The sequence below is a fragment of the Methylorubrum extorquens genome (assembly GCF_024169925.1).
GTDB classification, from domain to species: domain Bacteria; phylum Pseudomonadota; class Alphaproteobacteria; order Rhizobiales; family Beijerinckiaceae; genus Methylobacterium; species Methylobacterium extorquens_A.
Map to the genome: position 1 here is coordinate 62,286 of NZ_JALJXF010000002.1, position 18,716 is coordinate 81,001.

The following is an 18,716-nucleotide window of genomic DNA, read 5'->3' on the forward strand; positions in this document are numbered from 1 at the left end:
CGGGGCCGTGATCTCCGACCGGCTTCTGACCGATCTGATGAGCGTGCACGCCCTCGGCCTGCGCGACGCGCTCGCCCGCGATCCCGACGCCGCATTGCTCGCTCTGCTGCATGCTCTTACGCTCCGGACCTTCTAGCGGGGGAGCGGCGCGAGGGAGACATGCCTAGAGATCAAGGCGCGCCACATCGCCCTGGCGAGCGCCGTGCCGGGGCTTGCCGACAACCCGGCGGCGGCTGCGATCGCCGAGCGGCATGCCAGTTGGTCCCAGCAACTACCATCCCGGCCCCAGGATCTCTGGTCGGCATTGCGCGTCTCCGATCATGATAGCCGGCATGACCTCCTCGCGCATTGCACGTCACTCAGCCTCAATGCCGTGATCCTGCCGCACGCTCAGCTCGACCGCGCCGTGTCGCCCGCCGACCGGATCGCCCGGCAAGTCGGCCTCGACATGACCCGCAGCTTCACGCCGAACGTCGCGAATTATTTCGGGCGCACGACGAAGGCCGGCATCCTCGCCGCGGTGCGAGAGGCGAAGGGCGAGACGGCGGTTCAACTCATCGACCATCTGCGCAAGGCCGACATGGCCGCGGAAGCGGAACGATTCGTGGCCAGCACCGGATGGCTGCCGCAGCCGCTGCGCACGCCTGAGGAGGGCGACGAAGCCCCCTCCCCTGCCCCGGAATGGTGTCGACCACGGCGCGGCCGCGGAGACCGGCACCGTGCTTCCCGCCTTCCTGACCGACCCGGACGCGAGCGCCTTGCCGGAGGCAGAAGCCTGGCCGCAAGCGGCCGAGTAGCGCCAGGGCCTTCCTCCGCCTCGACCGACGCCGGCCCGCTGCGCAGCGGGCCGTGCGCTGGTCCGGTGGGAGCCGCCCGTTGCCCGTCCCGAGATGGGCTGCGCGTCGCTCTGCATGCCCGGGCTGCCGCGGCGATGCGGCGTTACCCACGGCGCAGGAGAGGCCGGGCACAGTCGGGAAGTTCGCGAAAGTCGCAGGCGCGCGCAAGAGCAGGCCCGCGACGCGGCCGTCATCTCAACGGAGCCTTCCATGATCTCGTCTGCTGCCATCCTGCCGTCCCGCGTCCCCTCCCCTCGCGTCGCGGCACCCCACGGCCGATGCGCTGATCGCCGCCGCCCATGGGGTGCCGCGGCGCGTCACCGATGCTGCGCGACGCCACTTCGACGCCGCCCTGGCCCGCCTCGCACCGGGCAGACGTCTGGTCGCGATCACCGGGCAAGCGCTCGCGCCAGATCGCCCGACCGGCGCCGAAGCCTTAGCTCGCTTGCGGCGCGATCGGACCGCGCACATCGTCTTCAGCGCCGCCCTCGACGTGCGCCTGTTCGCCCCGCACGGCACCCGGGTCGCCACACGGCTCACCGTGATCGACCGCGTGCCCGCTCCCGATCCCGACGCGGTGAAGGCCTGCAGCGGGCGGGCCGAGACTGCCGCAGCCCTGCTCGCCCTCGTCCGCCGTCACGTGCCGCCCCGTTGGGGACGCTCGCGTCTTGAGCCGATGCCAACCGGCGCGCTGGCAGGACTTGCGGCACCGATGGGGCCGGAGCGCTGCCCGCACGCTCCCTTGTTGCGGTCGCCGTTGGGCGCCCCGTCGAGAGGGAGAGGTCAAGTGCGCGGCGCGTGACGGGTTTAGAGGTCGGGAGAGAGGCTCCGCGGCCGCTCGTCGCGAAGGTCTGTCCGATGGCGCACTCCCCTCCCCGGCCCACGCCGGATCGTACCAACGTGTATCGCGAGGTTACCGACTGCATCATCGTCGACTTGGAGGGCGGCCGCCTGCCCTGAGTCCAGCCCTGGTCCTCCGGCCGCATCCGGGCACCGCTTGGATTGCCCGCCAACGCTGCCACCGGCCGCCGTTGCTCGGGCATCAGCATTCTAATCCTATGATGCGCCGTAGTGGAGCGCGGTTTCGCCGGTCATGCGGGACCGCGAGGTCCGGCAAGCTCTTGGTGAAGGTGCAGCGGGGGCAGGCAGGATTGCCGCAGCGCAGGCGGCGCAGGTGCAGGCGCAGACAGACGGAGCGGCACTGCCAGGGCAGATCGGCGAGGCAGCGTTTGTAGTGGCCGTGGGCGCGATCCGATCGCCTGCGGCAGGCTGGACAGCTCGGCGTAGTCGATCGTGGCACTGCCAGCACCGTCACCCGCTCGGGCTCGGGCGAGACCGCGATGACGCGCAGCGAGGCTGGAATGAAGGGGAGCAAACGTTTGGGCATGGGCGGATCCGGGCTACCTCTAATCCTCCGAATCTCCGCCCAGAGCGAAGGCTCCCGTTCTTATTCTCACCGCCCCACAAGGTGACAGAGAACCGATACTCCCTGATTGTGGGCATCGAAAATTCCCTGGTCGGTGCTATGGCCCGCAGAGAGGCGACGCCCCGCGCCCTCTCGGGCTTTTCCATCATCGGCCACCATGCCTGCCGACACGGATCGGCTGGGAGCTGCGGGCAGGCGGCCTGGCGGGAGGCGGGGCGCGCTGAAATGTGCGACCGCTCTACCGACCTGACCCGCCAAGCGGGGACACTGATGGATGCCGCCCGCGCGCTTGCCGAGGCCTGTCGGGCCCTCGGCGCTCAGGGTGCGTCCGCGGCGCCGGGCTGGCCCCTCATGGGTCTGCTGCGCCAGCCGCACCCTGCGCGGACAACGCCGCTGCGGCTTGGCCAACGCGGCCCGGACTGCAGCGTGCAGTCAGGCCTGCCTAAGAGCGCAGCGCCGCCGCCCTCCACCGTCCCACCATCGGTGCCGAGCGCCGCCCGCTCGCCGCGCTGGCGGCTGCGCACCCTACCGGCATGATGGAAGCGCAGTGGGCGGTCGCCGCTGGGCTGGAGCGCACGGGCGACACCTTCAAGATCTACGAGTTCCCGCCTGTGGGGTGCGTGCCGGATCGAACAGCGCGGCAGCCTGTTCTACGCAACGGACGAAGGATTCCTTGCGCTCGGCGAGATGAAGATCCCGGTCGTGCCCGAGCCGGGACCGGACCTCGCCGCGTTCTGGGCCGAGCGTATCCCGGGCGCGGGGTCGATGCTCTGGCAACTCGCCGAGACGTGGCCGGTGGCAACCGCGCGCGCTGCCCTTGCGGATACGCTTAGGCTCACGGCGTCTGGTGGTACCTTCAACACCTACCTCTTGCGCCTGCGATCCGCAGTGTTGATCGCGGAGCCGGAGCACGGACAGGTCCGCATCGTCGATGCGCTGGTCTGTCGAACCGAGCCCTGCATCAAGGCGTCCGGAACGCAGGTCCGACCCGCGGGTTCCTCCACACGCGAATCCGCGATCGAGCTTGTGCCGGGCTTGCGCGGGACTCGACTCCCGAAACCGAATCGGTCCTCTATGCTCGCTTGCGGTGCTAGGGTGATATTCGTCACCAAACCGCAAACGAGTCGGGAGCATGAATCAGCACGTTCCTCTCGGGCCCCTCGCGCCCGCGCCGAACACCACAGCCGGGAAGGACGCACGCCTTCTTGAGCGGAAGCTGCGCGAGATCGCGGCCGTCGTGTTCTCGCCCTCCGAGACGAAGACGCTCCGGCGCTTCACCTCGGGCGAGGTCGCACGCATCCTCGGCGTGACCGATAGCCGGATCCGGCAACTCTCGCCCGATCTGCTCGTCTCCGAGCCCGAGGTCGCGCCGGGCGGGCGCCGGCTCTACACGCTTGCCGACATCCACGCCTTCCGCGCGCATCTGCACGAGATCGACCGGGTCGGCCGGCGCTACCAGCCACATCGAAATGCCGAAGCAGGCGAGCACCTGCAAGTCATCGCCTGCGTGAACTTCAAGGGCGGGTCCGGCAAGACCACGACCGCGGCCCACCTCGCGCAGTCCCTCGTGCTGCGCGGCTACCGCGTGTTGGCGATCGATCTCGACCCACAGGCCTCGCTCTCTACGTTGCTCGGCGTCCGGCCGGAGAACGAGGCGACCCCCTACCCCACTATCTATGACGCGATCCGCTACGGGGCGGAGCGACGGGGCATGCAGGAGGTGATCCGGCAGACCTATTTCACCGGCCTGGATCTCGTGCCAGCCGACCTTGAGCTTGAGGTGTTCGAGTTCGAGGCACCGATGCACTTGGCACGGCGGCAGCCTGGCGACACCGAGCCCCCCTTCTTTGCTCGGATCAGCTTGGCGCTGAGCGAGGTGGCGGACGCCTACGACGCCGTGGTGATCGATTGCCCGCCCCGGCTCGGCTATCTCACGATCTCGGCGCTCGCCGCCGCGACGGCGCTCCTCATCACCATCCACCCGCAGATGCTCGATGTCTCGAGCATGCGGCAATTCCTGACCATGATGGACGAGCTGATGGAGCCGGTCCGCGCCCAGGGCGGCGCGCCGGCCCACGACTGGTTCCGCTACCTCGTCACTCGATTTGAGCCGAACGACACCCCACAGACGGAGGTTGTCGCGATGCTGCGTGGGCTGTTCGGCGAGCGCGTGCTGACGAAGGCCATGCTCGACTCGGCCGCAGTCGCGAACTCCGGACTACGCGGGCAGACCGTCTACGAGACCCCGCTACGCCGCGACGAAGTGACGGGATCGACCTACCGGCGCGCCCTTGACGCGCTCGACGCAGTGAACGGCGAGATCGAGAGCTTGATCGGCCGGGCGTGGGGCCGCGCATGAGCCAGAAGAAACGCCTTTCCGCGATAATGGGCTCGCCGATCCAGGCAGATGCCCCGCACCCCGCGGATGCTGAGAAATCAACGGCTTCACCCCCTGTAGCAGGTGCTACAGCCCCGCCCCCGCCTGAGAAGCGATCTGGGGCTGCGCGTTCCATGGCTTCCCTCTGGCTCGCGCAGACAGCCCCCGCTCTCGCGGAAGACGGGGTTGTCGAACTGGACCCCAACCTCTGCGACCCGTCCGCCATCGCCGACCGGGTGCCGGACGCCACCGATGCGGCCTTTACCGCCTTCGTGGACCAGGTCCGGGAGGAAGGCCAGCACACGCCGATCCTTGTGCGCAAGCATCCAGCGGCGCCGGGACGCTACGAGATCGCCTACGGGCGCCGCCGCACGCGCGCGGCCCGCGAGATCGGCAAGCCAGTCCGGGCTGTGGTGCGAGACCTGAGCGACGCCGAACTGGTCGTGGCGCAGGGTTCCGAGAACCTGGCCCGCGAGGATCTGAGTTACATCGAGCGGGCCCACTTCGCCCGGAACATGGAGCAGGCCGGCGTCGCGCGTGAGGTGATCCTGAAGGCCATGGGCGTTCATCGCCCGGACCTCGTGAACTACCTCGCGGTGGCGGAGGCGATCCCCGCACCCGTGCTCGCCGCGATCGGGCCAGCGCCGAAGATCGGCCGCCCGCGCTGGCTCACGCTCGCCGACCGGATTCAGGGCGCATCACCGGAGCAGGTCGATACCGCCCTCGCCTCCCCGGACCTTGCCGGTAAGCCGTCGGACGAGCGATTCGCCGTGGTGCTGACCGCGCTCACCGCGGCGCCGAAGCCGGCTCGCAAGCCGAAGGGTGAAACGATGAAAGACTCCAAGGGGATGAAATTCGCCCGTGTCGAGCGCAGCACGTCCGGCGTGCGCGTGACGACCGACGAGAAGATCGAGCCCGGATTCGGCGACTACCTTGCCGGCCGGCTTCACGAGATCCTTGCCGCCTACCGGGCGAGCAAGGGCTAACCCCGCCGATCCACCACCAACAGGAAGGAGACGAGGACACCGTCAAAAGAAAGGGCCCACCGAACCGAAGTGCGGCAGACCCCCTCTCTGTAGTCCTGGCAGACCCAGAGAATCACATCTCCCGGCACATCGCAAGGCTGAACACCGCCGACCGCGCGTGATTGCGTGACGGCGAACGCCCCATCTTGGCCCGGTACTCGATCCGAGCATGCTCCACATTACGACGCCCTTCGGGCGGCGATCGTTGACGGCTGCGCAAGTGCGAGCGCAGGCGAACGCAGACTGCTGCCTGCGCGAGACCACCGTCCAGAAGTGGACCGTGCTCCGCGACATCACCGAGGCGCGCGCGCAGCTCGGCCTCTCGTCGCCGAGCCTCGCCGTGCTCGACGCGCTGGCAAGCTTCCTGCCAGAGACCGCGCTGCAGATCGGGGAGGGGCCCGGGCTCGTCGTCTTCCCGTCGAACCGGGCGCTGGGCTCGCGCACGCGCGGTATGGCCGAGTCCACGATCCGGCGCCATCTCGCCGCCCTGGTAGAGGCCGGCATCGTCATCCGCCGGGATAGCCCGAATGGAAAGCGCTACTGCCGGCGCGGGGCAGGGGGCCAAGTCGCACAGGCCTACGGCTTCGACCTCGCCCCGCTTGTCGCCCGCGCGTCCGAGTTCGCTGATTTAGCCGAGACCGTGCGCGCCGCGGCGATGGCGCTGCGCGTGGTCCGCGAGCGCGTTACGCTGCTGCGCCGGGACTGCGTGAAGCTGATCCAGGCTCTGGAGGCGGCGGAGGGCGCGCCGGGCGCCGCGGAGCCGTTGAGAGCCCGCTACGGCGCGATCCTGGGCGCCCTGCCCCGCGTGGCTGCCCGCGCCAATTTGGACGCGACTGCAGAGGCCCTGGCTGGGCTGGCGGCCGACGTGGGCAAGCTGTTGCTTGCGCATCAAGAAGTCTCGAATTCGAGCGGCAATGCCGGTCAGGATGAGCGGCACTGTCAGAATTCAAACCCCGAACTTTTTAGTTATGAACCAGCCTCCAAGATGGGGGGGAAGGGATCGACATCGCCCGGTCCGGTAAACGGCGCGCCGGCCGCACGCGGTGAGGCAGGGCAGGGGGCGGCCACCGCTCACCTCCCGACCCGCACCACTTACCCACTCGGTCTCGTCCTAGACGCATGCCCCGACATTCGGAGCTACGCTCGGGGCGGCATCGGCTCCTGGCGGGATCTCATCGACACCGCAGGTCTCGTCCGGTCCATACTTGGGATCAGCCCTCATGCTTGGGGCGAAGCCCGTGAGGTGATGGGCGATGATGCGGCAGCGGTGACACTTGCAGCGATCCTGCAGCGGGCTGAGCACATCAAGGCGCCGGGGGGCTACCTGCGCGCGCTGGTCGACCGGCAGCGGCGAGGAGAGTTCAGCCTGGGGCCGGTGCTGCAGGCGCTCAGCCGCGGCCGACTCGCACGCCGTGCTGCTGGTGGTTAAGAGCGCCTAACAGAACCGGTAGATCTGGTTGAGTGTGATGAGGCTTGCCGCGAGGGTGGTGAAGGCCTCCTAGATGTCGGCGCGGCGCTCGTAGCGGATGGGCAGGCGGCGGAAGCGGTTGAACCACGCGTAGGTGCGCTCGACCACCCATCGGTGTCGGCCAAGCCTCTCGCTGCTCTCGATGCCCTTGCGGGCGATGCGCGGAACGATCCCGCGCGCCCGGCACTCCTGCCGGCGCGCCTTGGCATCGTAGGCCTTGTCGGCGTGCAGCTTGTCAGGGCGTCGGCGCGGTCGGCCGCGCCGGCCCGCGCTCAGTGGCGGGATGGCATCGAGGGTCGGTGCCATCTCCGGGCTGTCGTGTCGGTTGGCCCCCGTCAGCCTCACCCCCAGCGGCGTGCCGCCGGCGTCGATGACGAGGTGGCGCTTCGTGCCCGGCTTGCCCCGGTCCGTCGGGTTCGGGCCGGTGGCAGCCCCCCCTTTATGGATGGCCCGCCCCTCACCGGGCTGCCCTGCTAGCCTTGCAGGGTCGCTAAGTTGAAGGGACGGAGCGGGACGATGACGATCGCGGTGCTGGGGATCGATCTGGGCAAGAACAGCTGCAGCCTGGTCGGGCTGGACGGGACTGGGCGGGTCGTGCTGCGCCGCCGGATGCGGCGCGAGACGGTGATCGCCTTCAGCGCGAAGTTGCCGGGGTGCGTCGTGGCAATGGAGGCGTGCTGCGGTGCGCACCACACGGGCCGAGCCCTCGTGGAGCAGGGGCACACGGTCCGACTGATGTCGCCGGAATACGTGCGCCCGTACGTCAAGGCGCAGAAGAACGACGACCGCGACGCCGAAGCCATCGCCGAGGCGGCCACCCGCCCAACGATGCGGTTCGTGGCGCTCAAATCCGAGGCGCAGCTCGACGTGCAGACCCTGCACCGGGTCCGCGACCAGCTCGTGGGCGAGCGCACGGCGCTGATGAACCAGGTCCGCGCCATCCTTCTGGAGCGCGGCTATGTCGTAGCGCAGGGGCGGGCCAAGCTGGCTGCCTGTCTAACCGAGTTACTCGACACGGAGGCGGTCTCCTCCCTCACAGCGCGCATGCGCACCCTTGTGGCGGAGGTGCGCGAGCGCTGGCAGAGCCTCGACCGGCGCATCGCCGCGCTGGATGCCGAGTTCGCCGAGCAGGCGCGCACGGACGAGAACGCGCGGCGGCTGACGACCATCCCGGGCATCGGCGCGCTCAACGCGACCGCGCTGGTTGCGGCCATCGGCGACGTGGCCACCTTCGCGCGCGGGCGCGACCTGGCAGCCTGGCTCGGCCTCGTACCGCGGCAGGTCACGACCGGAGGGAAGCCCAAGCTCGTCGGCATCACCAAGCGCGGCAGCAAGTACCTGCGCAAGACGCTCATCCAGGGCGCCCGGGCCGCGATGCAGACGCTCCGGCAGGGTGACACGCGGCTCGGGCAGTGGCTGCGCGGGTTGCTGGCGCGAGCGCACACCAACACGGCGGTGGTGGCCTTGGCAGCCAAGATGGCGCGCATCGTCTGGGCGCTGCTGCGCCACGGGCGCGTCTTTCAAGCTCTCCGCCGCGGATCGCCTTCGGTTGGAGGCCCTGGTCGCGGATCGAAACACGCCACAGAAGCACGTCTGGCGGGCTCGCATGGTGTTGCTTAGCGCCGATGGGCTCGGGACGCACGCGATCATGCGTGAGGCGGGCGTCTCCAAGACGGCGGTCTGGCGCTGGCAGGACCGCTTCGCGCAGGAAGGCGTCGCAGGGCTCCTGCGGGATAAGACGCGGCCGGCGCGCATCCCGCCGCTGGGGCCGGAGGTGGCTCTGACGCAGGAAGAGCCGCCCGGCGAGACCACGCATTGGACGGCCGCCGCCATGAGCAAGGTCGCGGCCATCAGCGTCTCGTCAGTGCAACGGATCTGGCGTGGGCATGGGCTGCAGCCGCATCGGGTCCGGCAGTTCAAGCTCTCCACCGACCCGGCCTTCGCCGCTAAACTGCGCGATGTCGTTGGGCTCTACGTCGACCCAACCGCCCATGCCGTCGTGCTCTCGGTCGACGAGAAGAGCCAAATTCAGGCGCTCGTCAGCACGCAGGACCCGTTGCCGATGGAACCAGGCCACGCCCTTCTCGGGTCACAGGCATCGGCGAGGTAAAACCTCACCGCAGGGCGTTCCCGGGCGGCCGACAGGTCCGGGGGAAGACACGATCGGTCGATCAGAGTGCGGGGCAGACCGCCCGGGAACTGGCGCCAATCTTCTGACTGTCGCTATGGTGCACGAGCCCGCCGCCCTGGAGGGGACGACGTTCGTGCAGGGCCTGCTCCAGAGCGTCGAGCACGAAGGCGGCATGGAGCCCGGGAGACCCGCCAACCGACGATGCGCCGGGCATAGGCGTCGATCACGAAGGCCACGTATACAGAGCCGGTCCAGGTCGCGACGTAGGTGAAGTCGCCGACCCACAAGGCGTTGGGACGCGGGGCCTTGAACCGGCGGTTCACCCGGTCGAGCGGGCAGGCCGCGGCCGGGTCCGGGATGGTGGTGCGAACCTTCTTGCCCCGCACGATGCCCTGCAGCCCCATGACCCGCATCAGCCGGGCGACCGTGCAACGGTCCACCGCGATCCCTTCTCGACCGAGTTGCCGCCAGACCTTCCGCACTCCGTAGACGTGGAAGTTCTCCTCGAACACGCGCCGGATCTCGACCATGAGCGCCGCGTCCGAGCGAGCCCGAGCCGGCAGCTTGCCGGGATCGGCCCGCCGCGCGGCATGGGCGTGATAGGTTGACGGGGCGATCGGCAGCACGCGGCAGATCGGCCTCATCCTGAGGCTCTCGAAGGACGACCCCGTAGGCCTCCCGGTGATCGTCAATGACGGCGATCATGTCCGCGACCGGCGGTCGAGCTCCGCCATCGCGAAATGGGCCGACGCCTTCCTCAGGATCTCGTTGGCTTGGCGCAACTCGCGGTTCTCGCGCTCCAGTGCTTTGATCCGCTCGCGCTCGTCCGTCGTTGGTCCGGGCCACTGGCCCTGGTCCCGCTCGGCTTGACGGACCTTGTATAGCGACAGGGGCTCGCAATACCTCGCCGTACGCTACACGGAGCGGCTGGCGGAGGCGGGGGTCGAGCCCTCGGTCGGCAGCGTCGGGGACAGGCCGGGCGAAGAAGCGCGACAGGCTGCTCGTGCTCGCCTGGATGCCGTGAGCGAGCGGCGCGGCTGCGCCGCGCTCGGCGTCGGCCGGTCGAGCATCCGCTACCGCGCGACCAAGCCCGATCAGGCACCGCTGCGGATGCGCATCTGTGATCTGGCCAAGAGCCGGGTGCGCTACGGCTACTTCCGAATCTACATCCTGCTGCGCCGGGAGGGTTGGCGGGTGAATCACAAGAGGGTCCACCGTCTCTACCGGGACGAGGGGCTGAGCCTGCGGCTCAAGCGACCGCGCCGGCACGTCAGCGCGGCACACCGTGAGCGTCAGCCTGCTGCGCTCCAGCCGAACGAACGCTGGTCGATGGACTTCGTCTCCGACGCGCTGTTCGACGGCCGCCGGCTGCGGGCCCTGACGGTCGTCGATACGTTCACGCGCGAGGCTCTGGCGATCGAGGTCGACCAGGGCATCAAAGGCGAACAGGTCGTGGCTGTCGTCGGCCGCTTGGCGCTGCTGCGCGGAGCACCGTGCGCGATTCAAGTCGATAACGGGCCTGAGTTCGTCTCGAAAGCCCTCGACCGCTGGGCCTACGAGAACGGTGTCACGTTGGACTTCTCGCGCCCTGGCAAGCCGACCGACAACGCACTGGTCGAGTCGTTCAACGGCCGCCTGCGCGACGAGTGCCTGAACGCGAACTGGTTCTTGTCGTTGGCTGACGCGAGGAGCAAGATCGAGACGTGGCGGCGGCACTACAACGAGAGGCGTCCTCACACCGCCCTGGGGTGGCGAACGCCCCAGGAATTCGCCCTGGCGGCGGCCCTGCAGCCCGCCGAATGAGACCCGGAGGCTCACCTTTCGGCCGGACCAAGATCCGGGGGACCCTCATTACAGCCCGAGAACTTGCGTAGGTCGTGGACCACAAACGGGGTCAACTCCACAAAGGCTCAAAAGCCTCCTTCAAGGAGGATCACTTTTCAGGGGGCAGGCCAGTAACGGAACGACCGGAACGTCCCGTCGATGTCGAGGGCGAGCAAGCGCGTGCCGGCGATGGCCAGCATGATTGCACCCCATGTTTCCTCCGGCATCCGTGCCGCCATCACGGACCACGCGGTGGACGGGGGAAACGACGCGGGGGGACTGACCAGCGTCCACCCAAGCTGCAACAGCAGAACGGCTGCAAACCATTCGGTGATCCGCGTCTTGAAATGGCCGGTGATCCCGGCGGTGATGCGTTTGACCATGGTGAGCATGTCACGGCGCCTTGTGGCCCGGGCCCATCGCGCGATGGCTGGGTCGAGCCGTGACAAGGCGTGCATCATGGCGGCCTCCGCCGACGGGCAGGTGGTTGGGGCATCCCCGCGCCCGACGTTCCCGGGAATCGGGGCCGGGCGGGGAGGGCGATAGGGGAGGGGGGGTTCATTTCGCGAGGTCACGGCGCACGGCGTGATTCCAGGCGAGCGCTCGTTCCCCACAGCGGGTTTTGGCCCGGTCGAGCACCTTGGCCGTCCCGATGATCCGCACGATGTCGGCGCGGGTGCCAGCAAGACCCGTAAGCCGGAAGGGACCGGGATCATCGGCCCAGCAGCGTTGCGATCAGACCCTGCAGGAGAACGACCTCCACGCCCGCCTCGGCCCGCAGCCGATGACCGCCGGCCATCTCGATCTCGATGGCACTGGGGCGGAGCGGCTCGGCCCGGACAGGGGAGGGCGGTGCCGGCAGCGCCAGCGGGATGAAGCCCAGGGGGACGACATCTCCGGTGCAGGCGCTCCAGCCCGCAGGGCACGGCGCCAGCTGAACCGCCCCGGTTTTCCCGGAGGCCATTTGGTTTGGGTCAGGCTGCCAAGGTTTGGACTTCGGTCTGGGCATAGTAGCGCGCTTCGGCCTCGGCGGGAGGTGACCTGACCCGATGGCTTTGGACCGGGCTGATTGAGAGGATCAGCCAGGACCGAAGGAGTTGGACATGCGGCGAGGACAGAAGACGAGCGCGGAGCAGGTCGTTTTGAAGCTGCGCCAGATCGAGGTGGAGACAGCTCAGGGCAAGAGTTTGGCGTTGGCGTGCAAGGAGGCGGAGATCTCCGAACAGAGCTGCGCGACGAGTGCCTGAGGCAGGAGATCTTCTACTCGCTGAGAGAAGCACAGGTCGTGATTGGCCTATGGCAGAACACATACAACCGTGTCCGGCCGCACTCGTCCCTGGGCTACCGGCCGCCCGCGCCTGTCAGCTTCCCTGATCTAGCCTTCCGCCTACCCATGGCAGCGGCCATGCAGTAGCCTCTTGTAACTTGATCCCAACCTCGCCGGGTATGCTCCTCGGCGCGGTTGCGGGTGAGAGACCGTTAGCCTCTGGGGCCACCAAGCCCGCAAGTGAGCCAGGGTCCTCGCCCGCCGTTCCATCGAACCCGAACAGTCGCTTGGGCCGCTCAACGCGAAGCCCGCTTGCGCAAGGATGGGATCAGATGGACGCTCCTGTTGTCGGGATCGACGTGGCCCGTGACCGCCTCGATATTCACGTTCATCCCTCTGGAGCGAACTTCGCCGTTGACCGTACGACCGAGGGCGTGGAGCAACTGTGCGAACGCCTCCGGCCCCTGAAGCCGAAGCTCGTCGTCCTGGAGGCAACCGGCGGTTTGGAAGCCATGGTGGCACGTGCTCTCACCACCTGGAGGCTGCCAGCCGTGATCGTGAACCCAGCACAGGTCCGTGCTTTCGCTCACGCCTTGGGCCAACGCGCCAAGACCGACCGCATCGACGCCACCGTGATCGCCCCGTTCGCGGCGGCCACCAACCCACCCGTTCGCGCTCGGGCCGATGCCAAGACTCAGGCCTTGGCTGATCGCGTCCGAGCGGCAGCGAGCGAGCCAAGCTCCATCGTGCATTCGAGACAGCGTCCGGCGCGTCATAGAGGCATTGGAGCAGGAGCAGGATGTAATCGACCGCTCGATCGATGCAGAGGTAGACCGGTCGCTGAATGGCGCAGGAAGGAGACCCTCCTGACCTCCGTTCCTGGTGTTGGACCGACGATCGCACGAACCCTGATCGCGGAGCTGCCCGAGCTTGGAAGTCTCAACGGAAAGCAAGTCGCCGCGCTGGTCGGCTTGGCCCCTTGGACGCGGCAATCCGGTCGGTGGCGAGGGAGGAGCTTCATCGCAGACGGCCGCGCACCTGTTCGCACGGCGCTGTTCATGGGTGCCCTGGTGGCCAGCCGTCACAACGCCGCGCTGAAAACCTTCCGCGACCGGCTCATCGCAGCCGGCAAGCCCAAGCTCGTCGCCCTGATTGCCACCGCTCGGAAGCTGATCACCATCCTCAACGCCATCCTAAGAGACGGAACGCCATGGCAACCCGCTTGACCAGCAAGACAGTCGCTCACTCGGCTCGGTCCAAAATACTGGTCAGGTCATGACCTCTCTCACCGGCCGGGAAGCCGGACTTTTTGACGGAAGTACTCGGATCCCGGATTCTTCCGGCGAATGGGGTATCGATCATCCAGATGAGCGCGCTTACATAAAATCCAGCAGATAGATAGAATTAAATTCTCTCGCAAGACGGACGCGCCCTATCAGATTATTAACCTAAAAATAACATATGATACTCAAACAGAGCGGGAGTTGTGAAGACATGATTTGAGGAGGGATGAATGACTGTCGGCTTACCCTTGAAGCGTCCGCTGGCGCTTCACCGGAGAACCACGCGAGGCGGATGGGGCAGTTTGGTGCGAGCCGGGGCGCTTCTAGTTAATTCTCTGCTGCTCTTTACAAGCGTTACGCCGGGTTGGGTGCAGGCGGAAGAACTGATCCAGGGCCCGTCGGGCGCCCCCCTAGGTCCCGAACCTCCAAAACCTTCCTCGCCCTTCTTCCGGTTCAGCGATACGCAGGTGACCTACACATACCTGAACGATCTCCGGCAGCCGGGCGTCACCGGTGGCCGAGCCGGACGCTCCATCGAAGGCCGCAGCGCTCCGGGCAACATGCTGAGCCTCACCCATCTCCATGGCTGGGAATACGGCACCAATTTCCTCAACATCGACCTGCGGCGCTACGGTTCGCAGATCCCGGCCGGCAGACCGCCCTATCCCGGACTGGCCACGACCTTCGATTACGGCCAGACCACCTTATTCCTGAGCTATCGCGGCACCTTGAGCGGCAACACCATGGCGGGAACGCCGCTCTTCATCCTGCCCGGCATCATCAAGGACGTGTCGCTGGCCTACGGCGTCGATCATCAGAGTGATAACACGCGGCTGTCGCTGCTGCGGACCCGGGCGATGGGCGGCCTCAGCTTCTCGTTCGATGTCCCAATCGGCTTCTTCAACCTCGCGGTGTTTGCCCAGAAGGATTGGTTCCGCTTTGCCGATTTGCTGCCGCCCCTTCGCCAGACTGGGACGGACATCGTGCCCCGCGTCGAAGCGACCTATCTGGTGCCACTGACGTTCACGGGCCTGCCGCTGTCGCTGACGGGCTTCGCCTCCTACAACCCGCCCCGCGGCGACGACCCGAAGGGCGGACGGCTGAAGGCCGAGGTTCTGATGCGCAGCAACCTCGTCCTCGACCTCGGCGAACTCCTCTACCAAAAGCCCAATCGCATGAAGGCCTTCATCGGCGTCCTGCATCAGAAGAATCTGCTCGGCGCCAATTCTCGCGTCGTTCCCGGGGCGCAATTCACCTCATTCCTCGCTGGCCTGAGCTTCTCCGTGTTCTGAAGCCGTCGCGCCTCGGCCCGCCGCAACGGTGGGCAGCTCAAGCGGAACTCCATCCCTAATCAACACCCCGTTCCGAAGCCGAGGTCGACTCTGCCTCGACGTCGGCACGCGCCTGGCTACCCTACTGTTAGACGGAGAGCAGCTTACTCACTCCCTGTCGATGTTATAAATAAAACCATCCAGCAATATCAATATATGTTAACCAATCCCAACCAATACCCCGCAAAACATGAATCTCAACATCGAGTTATGCAATATGCACGATAAATCTATTTCCGTTCGAACGTGCCTGTTCGCCGTTGTCGGCTTGCTCAGTATTGTTCTAATCGGCAGCGTCGGCAATCACCTTCTTGAAGCCTTGGCTGTCGTCAGGACATCGGAGGCGTCCAGGCATAGCGCGGTGGCAGACAAGGCCATCCTCCAGACGATGCAGGCGCTGAGATTGGAGCGGGGGATCGGTGCTCAAGCGCTTCAGGTCGGGCCGGATCAAGCGGGAGCGCTTCGCGAGAGAATCGGCAAGGCGCGGTCCGATATCGAGAAGCATCTAAAATCGATCGCGGCGCAGGCGCGCTACCTGGACGATGGCGCCTTCGATGCGCTCCTGATCGAAGCGCGCGCCGAGTATCATCGGCTGACCCTGCTTAGGTCGCCGGTCGATGAAGCGCTAACAAAGGAGGTTGGCGCGCGGGATGCCCTCCTCGCCGGAACCCTGACGGCGCAGGCGGACAAGACCCTCGGGAGCTTCGGGCAGCTCTCCGGGCACGTGGGCGAGAACATCAAGCGGATGACGCCAGCCGCCGCCTACCTTGTGAACATCAAGGCGGCGGCTTGGCACACCCGTTCCGCCGTCGGAGGCGTCTACGCGACCATCATCCGGGTCATCGCAGGGGGCAAGCCGCTGGCACCGGCCGAAGCGGCGTTCGTCGCCACCGAACTCGGCAGGACCGAGGCGCATTGGGGATATGTCAGGGCTCTGATGAGCCGTCCGGGCGTTCCGGACGAACTCCGGCAAGTCTACACAACGGCGCAGACGAGCATGTTCTCGCCGGAGAGCGCCGCGTTGCGCCAAGCCATGGGCGACGGCCTCGTTACCGGCACGTTCCCAATGCCGCTTAAAGACTTCCAGCGCGACACCGATGCGCGTCATCTCACCGTGCTCGCGGTCGCAACGACTGCCATGGACGCGGTGATCGCCGTGACCGAGGGGGCGGCGGCGAGTGCCGAGCGCGCGGTGCTGTTCGCCGTCGCCAGCATCGTGGCGGTGCTGATCGTCGCGCTCGGCGGCCTGGCCATCACGCAGTTCCGCGTGGTCAAGCCCCTGCTGGCGATGCAGGATACGATGGAAAGGCTCAGCCACAATCAGCTCGACGTGAGCGTTCCGTTCCTGCAGCGACGCGACGAGATCGGCGCGATGGCCGAGGCCGTGGCGGTCTTTAAAAAGAACCTAGTCCAGAACCGCAGCCTTGAGGAAGAGGCAGCCCTGGCCAGGGCCGGTGCCGAGGCGCAGCGCAAGCACGCCATGCGGCAGATGGCCGATTCCTTCGAGCAGGATGTGAGCGGGATCATCGGCATGGTCGCGGCCGCTGCGGCGCAGCTCCAGGAGACGGCGCAGACTATGGCCGGAACCGCGACGCAGACGGCCAGCCGGTCCATCGACGTCGCCACGGCCGCCGAGCAGGCCTCGATGAACGTTAACACCGTCGCGGCGGCGGCCGAGGAACTCGGATCGTCGGTACTGGAGATCGGGCGGCAGGCCGACGGATCGATGCAACTGGCGCAGACGGCGGTCGGCGAAGCCGCGCAGACCGGCGCGCTGGTGCAGGATCTGAGCACGACGGCGGCGCGGATCGGAGACGTAATCGCCACGATCTCCGCCATCGCAGCGCAGACCAATCTGCTCGCGCTCAACGCCACGATCGAAGCCGCGCGGGCCGGCGAGGTGGGAAGGGGCTTCGCCGTGGTGGCCGCCGAGGTGAAGGAACTGGCGAACCAGACCGCACGGGCGACTGATGAGATCTCGGCTCAGATAACGCAGATCCGGGGCTCGACGGATGGGGCCGTGGGCGCGATCAGCGGGATCGCGATGCGCATCCGGGAGATCAGCGGCGTTGCGACATCGATCTCCGCCGCGGTGGAGGAGCAGGGCGCAGCCACGCAGGAGATCGTGCGCAACGTCGCCCAGGCGGCCGTCGGCACGCAGGAGGTGACGGGCCACATCACCGGCGTGGCCCAGGCTGCCGAGGCGACCGGTACGGCAGCCGACCAAGTGCTCGGTGCGGCCTCTGACCTCACGCGCCAGTCAAAGCAGCTCTCCGATCAGGTTACGAGGTTCTTGGAGAGCCTGCGCGCCGCATAGCGCAACATTCCGAAAGGCGGATCGCGGCTTTCGGGAACAGTCATGTAAGATCGGGAGCTTGGCGCCCTCGGACGTGTCAGGCGGAAAGACGTGCGTAGCGCAGTCCGTTGGACACCTCGCGCAAGCTGTACTCACGCTGCCCCGCATCCTCGCGGAGCAGCGTCAGGTAAGGGGCGACCCGCGCCCATTCGTTATTGGAAACGTCGGACGGGTAGGCAGCGAGCGAGAAGGTCATGCCTCCTAATTTTGAGGCCTACACTCTCAGGTTCACACCAGCCTCTAGCTAAATTGGTGATCAGGCAGATCGATATTTGCATTTGAAGAGATATTGCTTTATGGGCATAGCGTTCGTTCAATAGAGCGAACAACTTCTACAAATTACACACTACAGCACTCAATTTATCTGTGATAATCTGGGAAAATACTGATGTCAAACGATCTTGGCCTTGACTTATCAAGCGACTTGTCTGATTTCGTTGGAACTCATTTTATCTATACATATGCCAATGGCTGGAAATATGAATGGTATGCTCGCAACGAGAAGACCTGCGATTACCGAATACACCAAGGCTTGGTCGGTGGCCGCTGGGTGACCAACCAAGCGATCGATCTCGTCCAACTCGCGCCGGACATGTATAAAATCGATTGGCACGAGCCCACCGGCACCTGCGTCAGCCTGTATTTTGATACGAAGCGCCGGCTGGTGCACGGCACCATCTTCTTCCCGCAGTGGATCGCGGGTGAAGGAGCACATCCCGAGAAGACGATCTGCTACCAGAATGACTTTATGGAAGATATGCACCGCTTCCGAGACGAAGGCCCGGCATACCCATACGTGGTCATCGGCGAGTTCGCCAAGATCACATTTATGGAGCGGCGTGGCCGCGACAACGACGAGGTCATCAACGCGGCCCCCGGCCAACTTCCTGCGGGCTATCTCGAACGCACGAACTGATCACGCCAAAGCGGATGACGGCATTCATTTGACCGAATGCCGTCGTCACACGATGAATCGTCAGTAGAGCATGTTGCCGGAACGATATAGACACAGATGAATTTGCGCCAGTTTGTACCCTATACAACACACCTGGGTCGCATATTGAATGCCCGCTTCTGGTCAAATGGTCGGGGTCCGCTCACTGCCGCCAGCCTGAGTTGCTGGACGACTGACGACTGACCGCTCTCGGGATGCGCCAACGGCGGTCTTCATGGCTGGATGGGTCGCAAGCCGAAAGAGTGCCGTACGATTTCTAAGACAGGCGTGCCGGCCTCGGCCTTCCAGGCCGCGGTTCGGATCGCTGGAAACGCGATGGCCTTCACATCCTGGCAAATCTCGGTGCAGCTTTGGCCGTGGTGTTGCTCAATCTGATTGTTGATGGGAACGTCCGGAAACCGGGGCTGCCATCGCGCGTTGCTCGCGACTGCGGCAAG

At 66.5% G+C, this 18,716-nt stretch carries 11 protein-coding genes, 9 pseudogenes and 1 other annotated feature; of the genes and pseudogenes, 13 read left to right on the plus strand and 7 right to left on the minus strand.

Annotated features, from left to right (window positions below):
• Nucleotides 1-355 precede the first annotated feature (355 nt).
• Nucleotides 356-913: a hypothetical protein gene (locus J2W78_RS23630; protein ID WP_253374184.1), complete on the minus strand. Its 558-nt coding sequence runs from the start codon at nucleotides 911-913 to the stop codon at nucleotides 356-358.
• A 368-nt stretch (nucleotides 914-1,281) separates the two neighbouring features.
• On the opposite strand from J2W78_RS23630, the gene J2W78_RS23635 reads away from it, so the two are divergent.
• The gene (locus tag J2W78_RS23635; RefSeq protein WP_253374185.1) at nucleotides 1,282-1,638 is read left to right on the plus strand and encodes a hypothetical protein; all 357 of its coding nucleotides are present in this window, start codon (nucleotides 1,282-1,284) and stop codon (nucleotides 1,636-1,638) included.
• 240 nt (nucleotides 1,639-1,878) lie between these two features.
• Here J2W78_RS23635 and J2W78_RS23640 read toward each other — a convergent pair whose 3' ends face one another.
• The gene (locus J2W78_RS23640; protein WP_253374186.1) at nucleotides 1,879-2,223 is read right to left on the minus strand and encodes a transposase family protein; all 345 of its coding nucleotides are present in this window, start codon (nucleotides 2,221-2,223) and stop codon (nucleotides 1,879-1,881) included.
• A gap of 1,171 nt (nucleotides 2,224-3,394) precedes the next feature.
• Here J2W78_RS23640 and repA point away from each other — a divergent pair.
• The 3 genes from repA (at nucleotide 3,395) to repC (ending at nucleotide 7,093) form a co-directional block, all read left to right on the plus strand.
• Nucleotides 3,395-4,621 (plus strand): plasmid partitioning protein RepA, encoded by a 1,227-nt coding sequence (gene repA, locus J2W78_RS23645; protein WP_253374187.1) that lies wholly within the window; start codon nucleotides 3,395-3,397, stop codon nucleotides 4,619-4,621.
• Between the two features lie 152 nt (nucleotides 4,622-4,773).
• Complete coding sequence (gene repB, locus J2W78_RS23650; RefSeq protein ID WP_253374188.1) at nucleotides 4,774-5,625, plus strand: plasmid partitioning protein RepB; 852 nt, start codon at nucleotides 4,774-4,776, stop codon at nucleotides 5,623-5,625.
• 208 nt (nucleotides 5,626-5,833) lie between these two features.
• On the plus strand, nucleotides 5,834-7,093 hold the full coding sequence (gene repC / locus J2W78_RS23655) for a plasmid replication protein RepC (protein ID WP_253374189.1): 1,260 nt from the start codon (nucleotides 5,834-5,836) through the stop codon (nucleotides 7,091-7,093).
• A 6-nt stretch (nucleotides 7,094-7,099) separates the two neighbouring features.
• Here repC and J2W78_RS23660 read toward each other — a convergent pair.
• Nucleotides 7,100-7,573 (minus strand): annotated as a pseudogene (locus J2W78_RS23660) (IS5 family transposase); the annotation flags it as partial.
• Nucleotides 7,574-7,648: 75 nt separating this feature from the next.
• Between J2W78_RS23660 and J2W78_RS23665 the strand changes: the two are divergent.
• Together J2W78_RS23665 and J2W78_RS23670 are read left to right on the plus strand one after the other, a co-directional pair.
• Nucleotides 7,649-8,659: pseudogene (locus tag J2W78_RS23665) on the plus strand (IS110-like element ISMmg1 family transposase); the annotation flags it as partial.
• 22 nt (nucleotides 8,660-8,681) lie between these two features.
• A pseudogene (locus tag J2W78_RS23670) lies at nucleotides 8,682-9,212 on the plus strand (IS630 family transposase); the annotation flags it as partial.
• Between the two features lie 139 nt (nucleotides 9,213-9,351).
• On the opposite strand, the pseudogene J2W78_RS23675 reads toward J2W78_RS23670, so the two are convergent.
• Nucleotides 9,352-10,138, minus strand: a pseudogene (locus J2W78_RS23675) (IS3 family transposase); the annotation flags it as partial.
• Nucleotides 9,872-10,010: a sequence feature (AL1L pseudoknot), on the minus strand. Its footprint overlaps the pseudogene before it by 139 nt.
• Nucleotides 10,139-10,268: 130 nt before the next feature.
• Here J2W78_RS23675 and J2W78_RS23680 point away from each other — a divergent pair.
• Nucleotides 10,269-11,066: pseudogene (locus J2W78_RS23680) on the plus strand (IS3 family transposase); the annotation flags it as partial.
• Nucleotides 11,067-11,203: 137 nt separating this feature from the next.
• Here J2W78_RS23680 and J2W78_RS23685 read toward each other — a convergent pair.
• Complete coding sequence (locus J2W78_RS23685; protein ID WP_253374190.1) at nucleotides 11,204-11,548, minus strand: hypothetical protein; 345 nt, start codon at nucleotides 11,546-11,548, stop codon at nucleotides 11,204-11,206.
• 251 nt (nucleotides 11,549-11,799) lie between these two features.
• Nucleotides 11,800-12,051 carry a hypothetical protein gene (locus tag J2W78_RS23690; RefSeq protein ID WP_253374191.1) on the minus strand — a complete coding sequence of 84 codons (252 nt, stop codon included), beginning with the start codon at nucleotides 12,049-12,051 and terminating at the stop codon, nucleotides 11,800-11,802.
• A gap of 139 nt (nucleotides 12,052-12,190) precedes the next feature.
• Here J2W78_RS23690 and J2W78_RS23695 point away from each other — a divergent pair.
• From J2W78_RS23695 to J2W78_RS23715, 5 genes and pseudogenes are all read left to right on the plus strand, one after another.
• A pseudogene (locus J2W78_RS23695) lies at nucleotides 12,191-12,316 on the plus strand (IS3 family transposase); the annotation flags it as partial.
• Nucleotides 12,316-12,501: pseudogene (locus J2W78_RS23700) on the plus strand (integrase core domain-containing protein); the annotation flags it as partial. The pseudogenes J2W78_RS23695 and J2W78_RS23700, both read left to right, overlap by 1 nt.
• Nucleotides 12,502-12,686: 185 nt before the next feature.
• A pseudogene (locus J2W78_RS23705) lies at nucleotides 12,687-13,580 on the plus strand (IS110 family transposase).
• 524 nt (nucleotides 13,581-14,104) lie between these two features.
• Nucleotides 14,105-14,929 (plus strand): hypothetical protein, encoded by an 825-nt coding sequence (locus J2W78_RS23710; RefSeq protein ID WP_253374192.1) that lies wholly within the window; start codon nucleotides 14,105-14,107, stop codon nucleotides 14,927-14,929.
• A gap of 229 nt (nucleotides 14,930-15,158) precedes the next feature.
• Nucleotides 15,159-17,285, plus strand: a complete 2,127-nt coding sequence (locus tag J2W78_RS23715; RefSeq protein WP_253374193.1) for a methyl-accepting chemotaxis protein — start codon at nucleotides 15,159-15,161, stop codon at nucleotides 17,283-17,285.
• 94 nt (nucleotides 17,286-17,379) lie between these two features.
• Here the strand turns inward: J2W78_RS23715 and J2W78_RS23720 are convergent.
• A pseudogene (locus tag J2W78_RS23720) lies at nucleotides 17,380-17,520 on the minus strand (transposase); the annotation flags it as partial.
• A gap of 192 nt (nucleotides 17,521-17,712) precedes the next feature.
• Here J2W78_RS23720 and J2W78_RS23725 point away from each other — a divergent pair.
• Nucleotides 17,713-18,240 carry a phenolic acid decarboxylase gene (locus J2W78_RS23725; RefSeq protein WP_253374194.1) on the plus strand — a complete coding sequence of 176 codons (528 nt, stop codon included), beginning with the start codon at nucleotides 17,713-17,715 and terminating at the stop codon, nucleotides 18,238-18,240.
• Nucleotides 18,241-18,716 lie beyond the last annotated feature (476 nt).

What these genes read in the sequence shown, in the direction of transcription:
- repB (WP_253374188.1), top strand. Translation starts at nt 4,774, where the DNA reads ATGGCTTCCCTCTGGCTCGCGCAGACAGCCCCCGCTCTCGCGGAAGAC.
- J2W78_RS23715 (WP_253374193.1), top strand. Translation starts at nt 15,159, where the DNA reads ATGAATCTCAACATCGAGTTATGCAATATGCACGATAAATCTATTTCC.
- J2W78_RS23690 (WP_253374191.1), bottom strand. Translation starts at nt 12,051, where the DNA reads ATGGCCTCCGGGAAAACCGGGGCGGTTCAGCTGGCGCCGTGCCCTGCG.
- J2W78_RS23725 (WP_253374194.1), top strand. Translation starts at nt 17,713, where the DNA reads ATGTCAAACGATCTTGGCCTTGACTTATCAAGCGACTTGTCTGATTTC.
- J2W78_RS23630 (WP_253374184.1), bottom strand. Translation starts at nt 913, where the DNA reads ATGCAGAGCGACGCGCAGCCCATCTCGGGACGGGCAACGGGCGGCTCC.
- J2W78_RS23640 (WP_253374186.1), bottom strand. Translation starts at nt 2,223, where the DNA reads ATGCCCAAACGTTTGCTCCCCTTCATTCCAGCCTCGCTGCGCGTCATC.
- repC (WP_253374189.1), top strand. Translation starts at nt 5,834, where the DNA reads ATGCTCCACATTACGACGCCCTTCGGGCGGCGATCGTTGACGGCTGCG.
- repA (WP_253374187.1), top strand. Translation starts at nt 3,395, where the DNA reads ATGAATCAGCACGTTCCTCTCGGGCCCCTCGCGCCCGCGCCGAACACC.
- J2W78_RS23685 (WP_253374190.1), bottom strand. Translation starts at nt 11,548, where the DNA reads ATGATGCACGCCTTGTCACGGCTCGACCCAGCCATCGCGCGATGGGCC.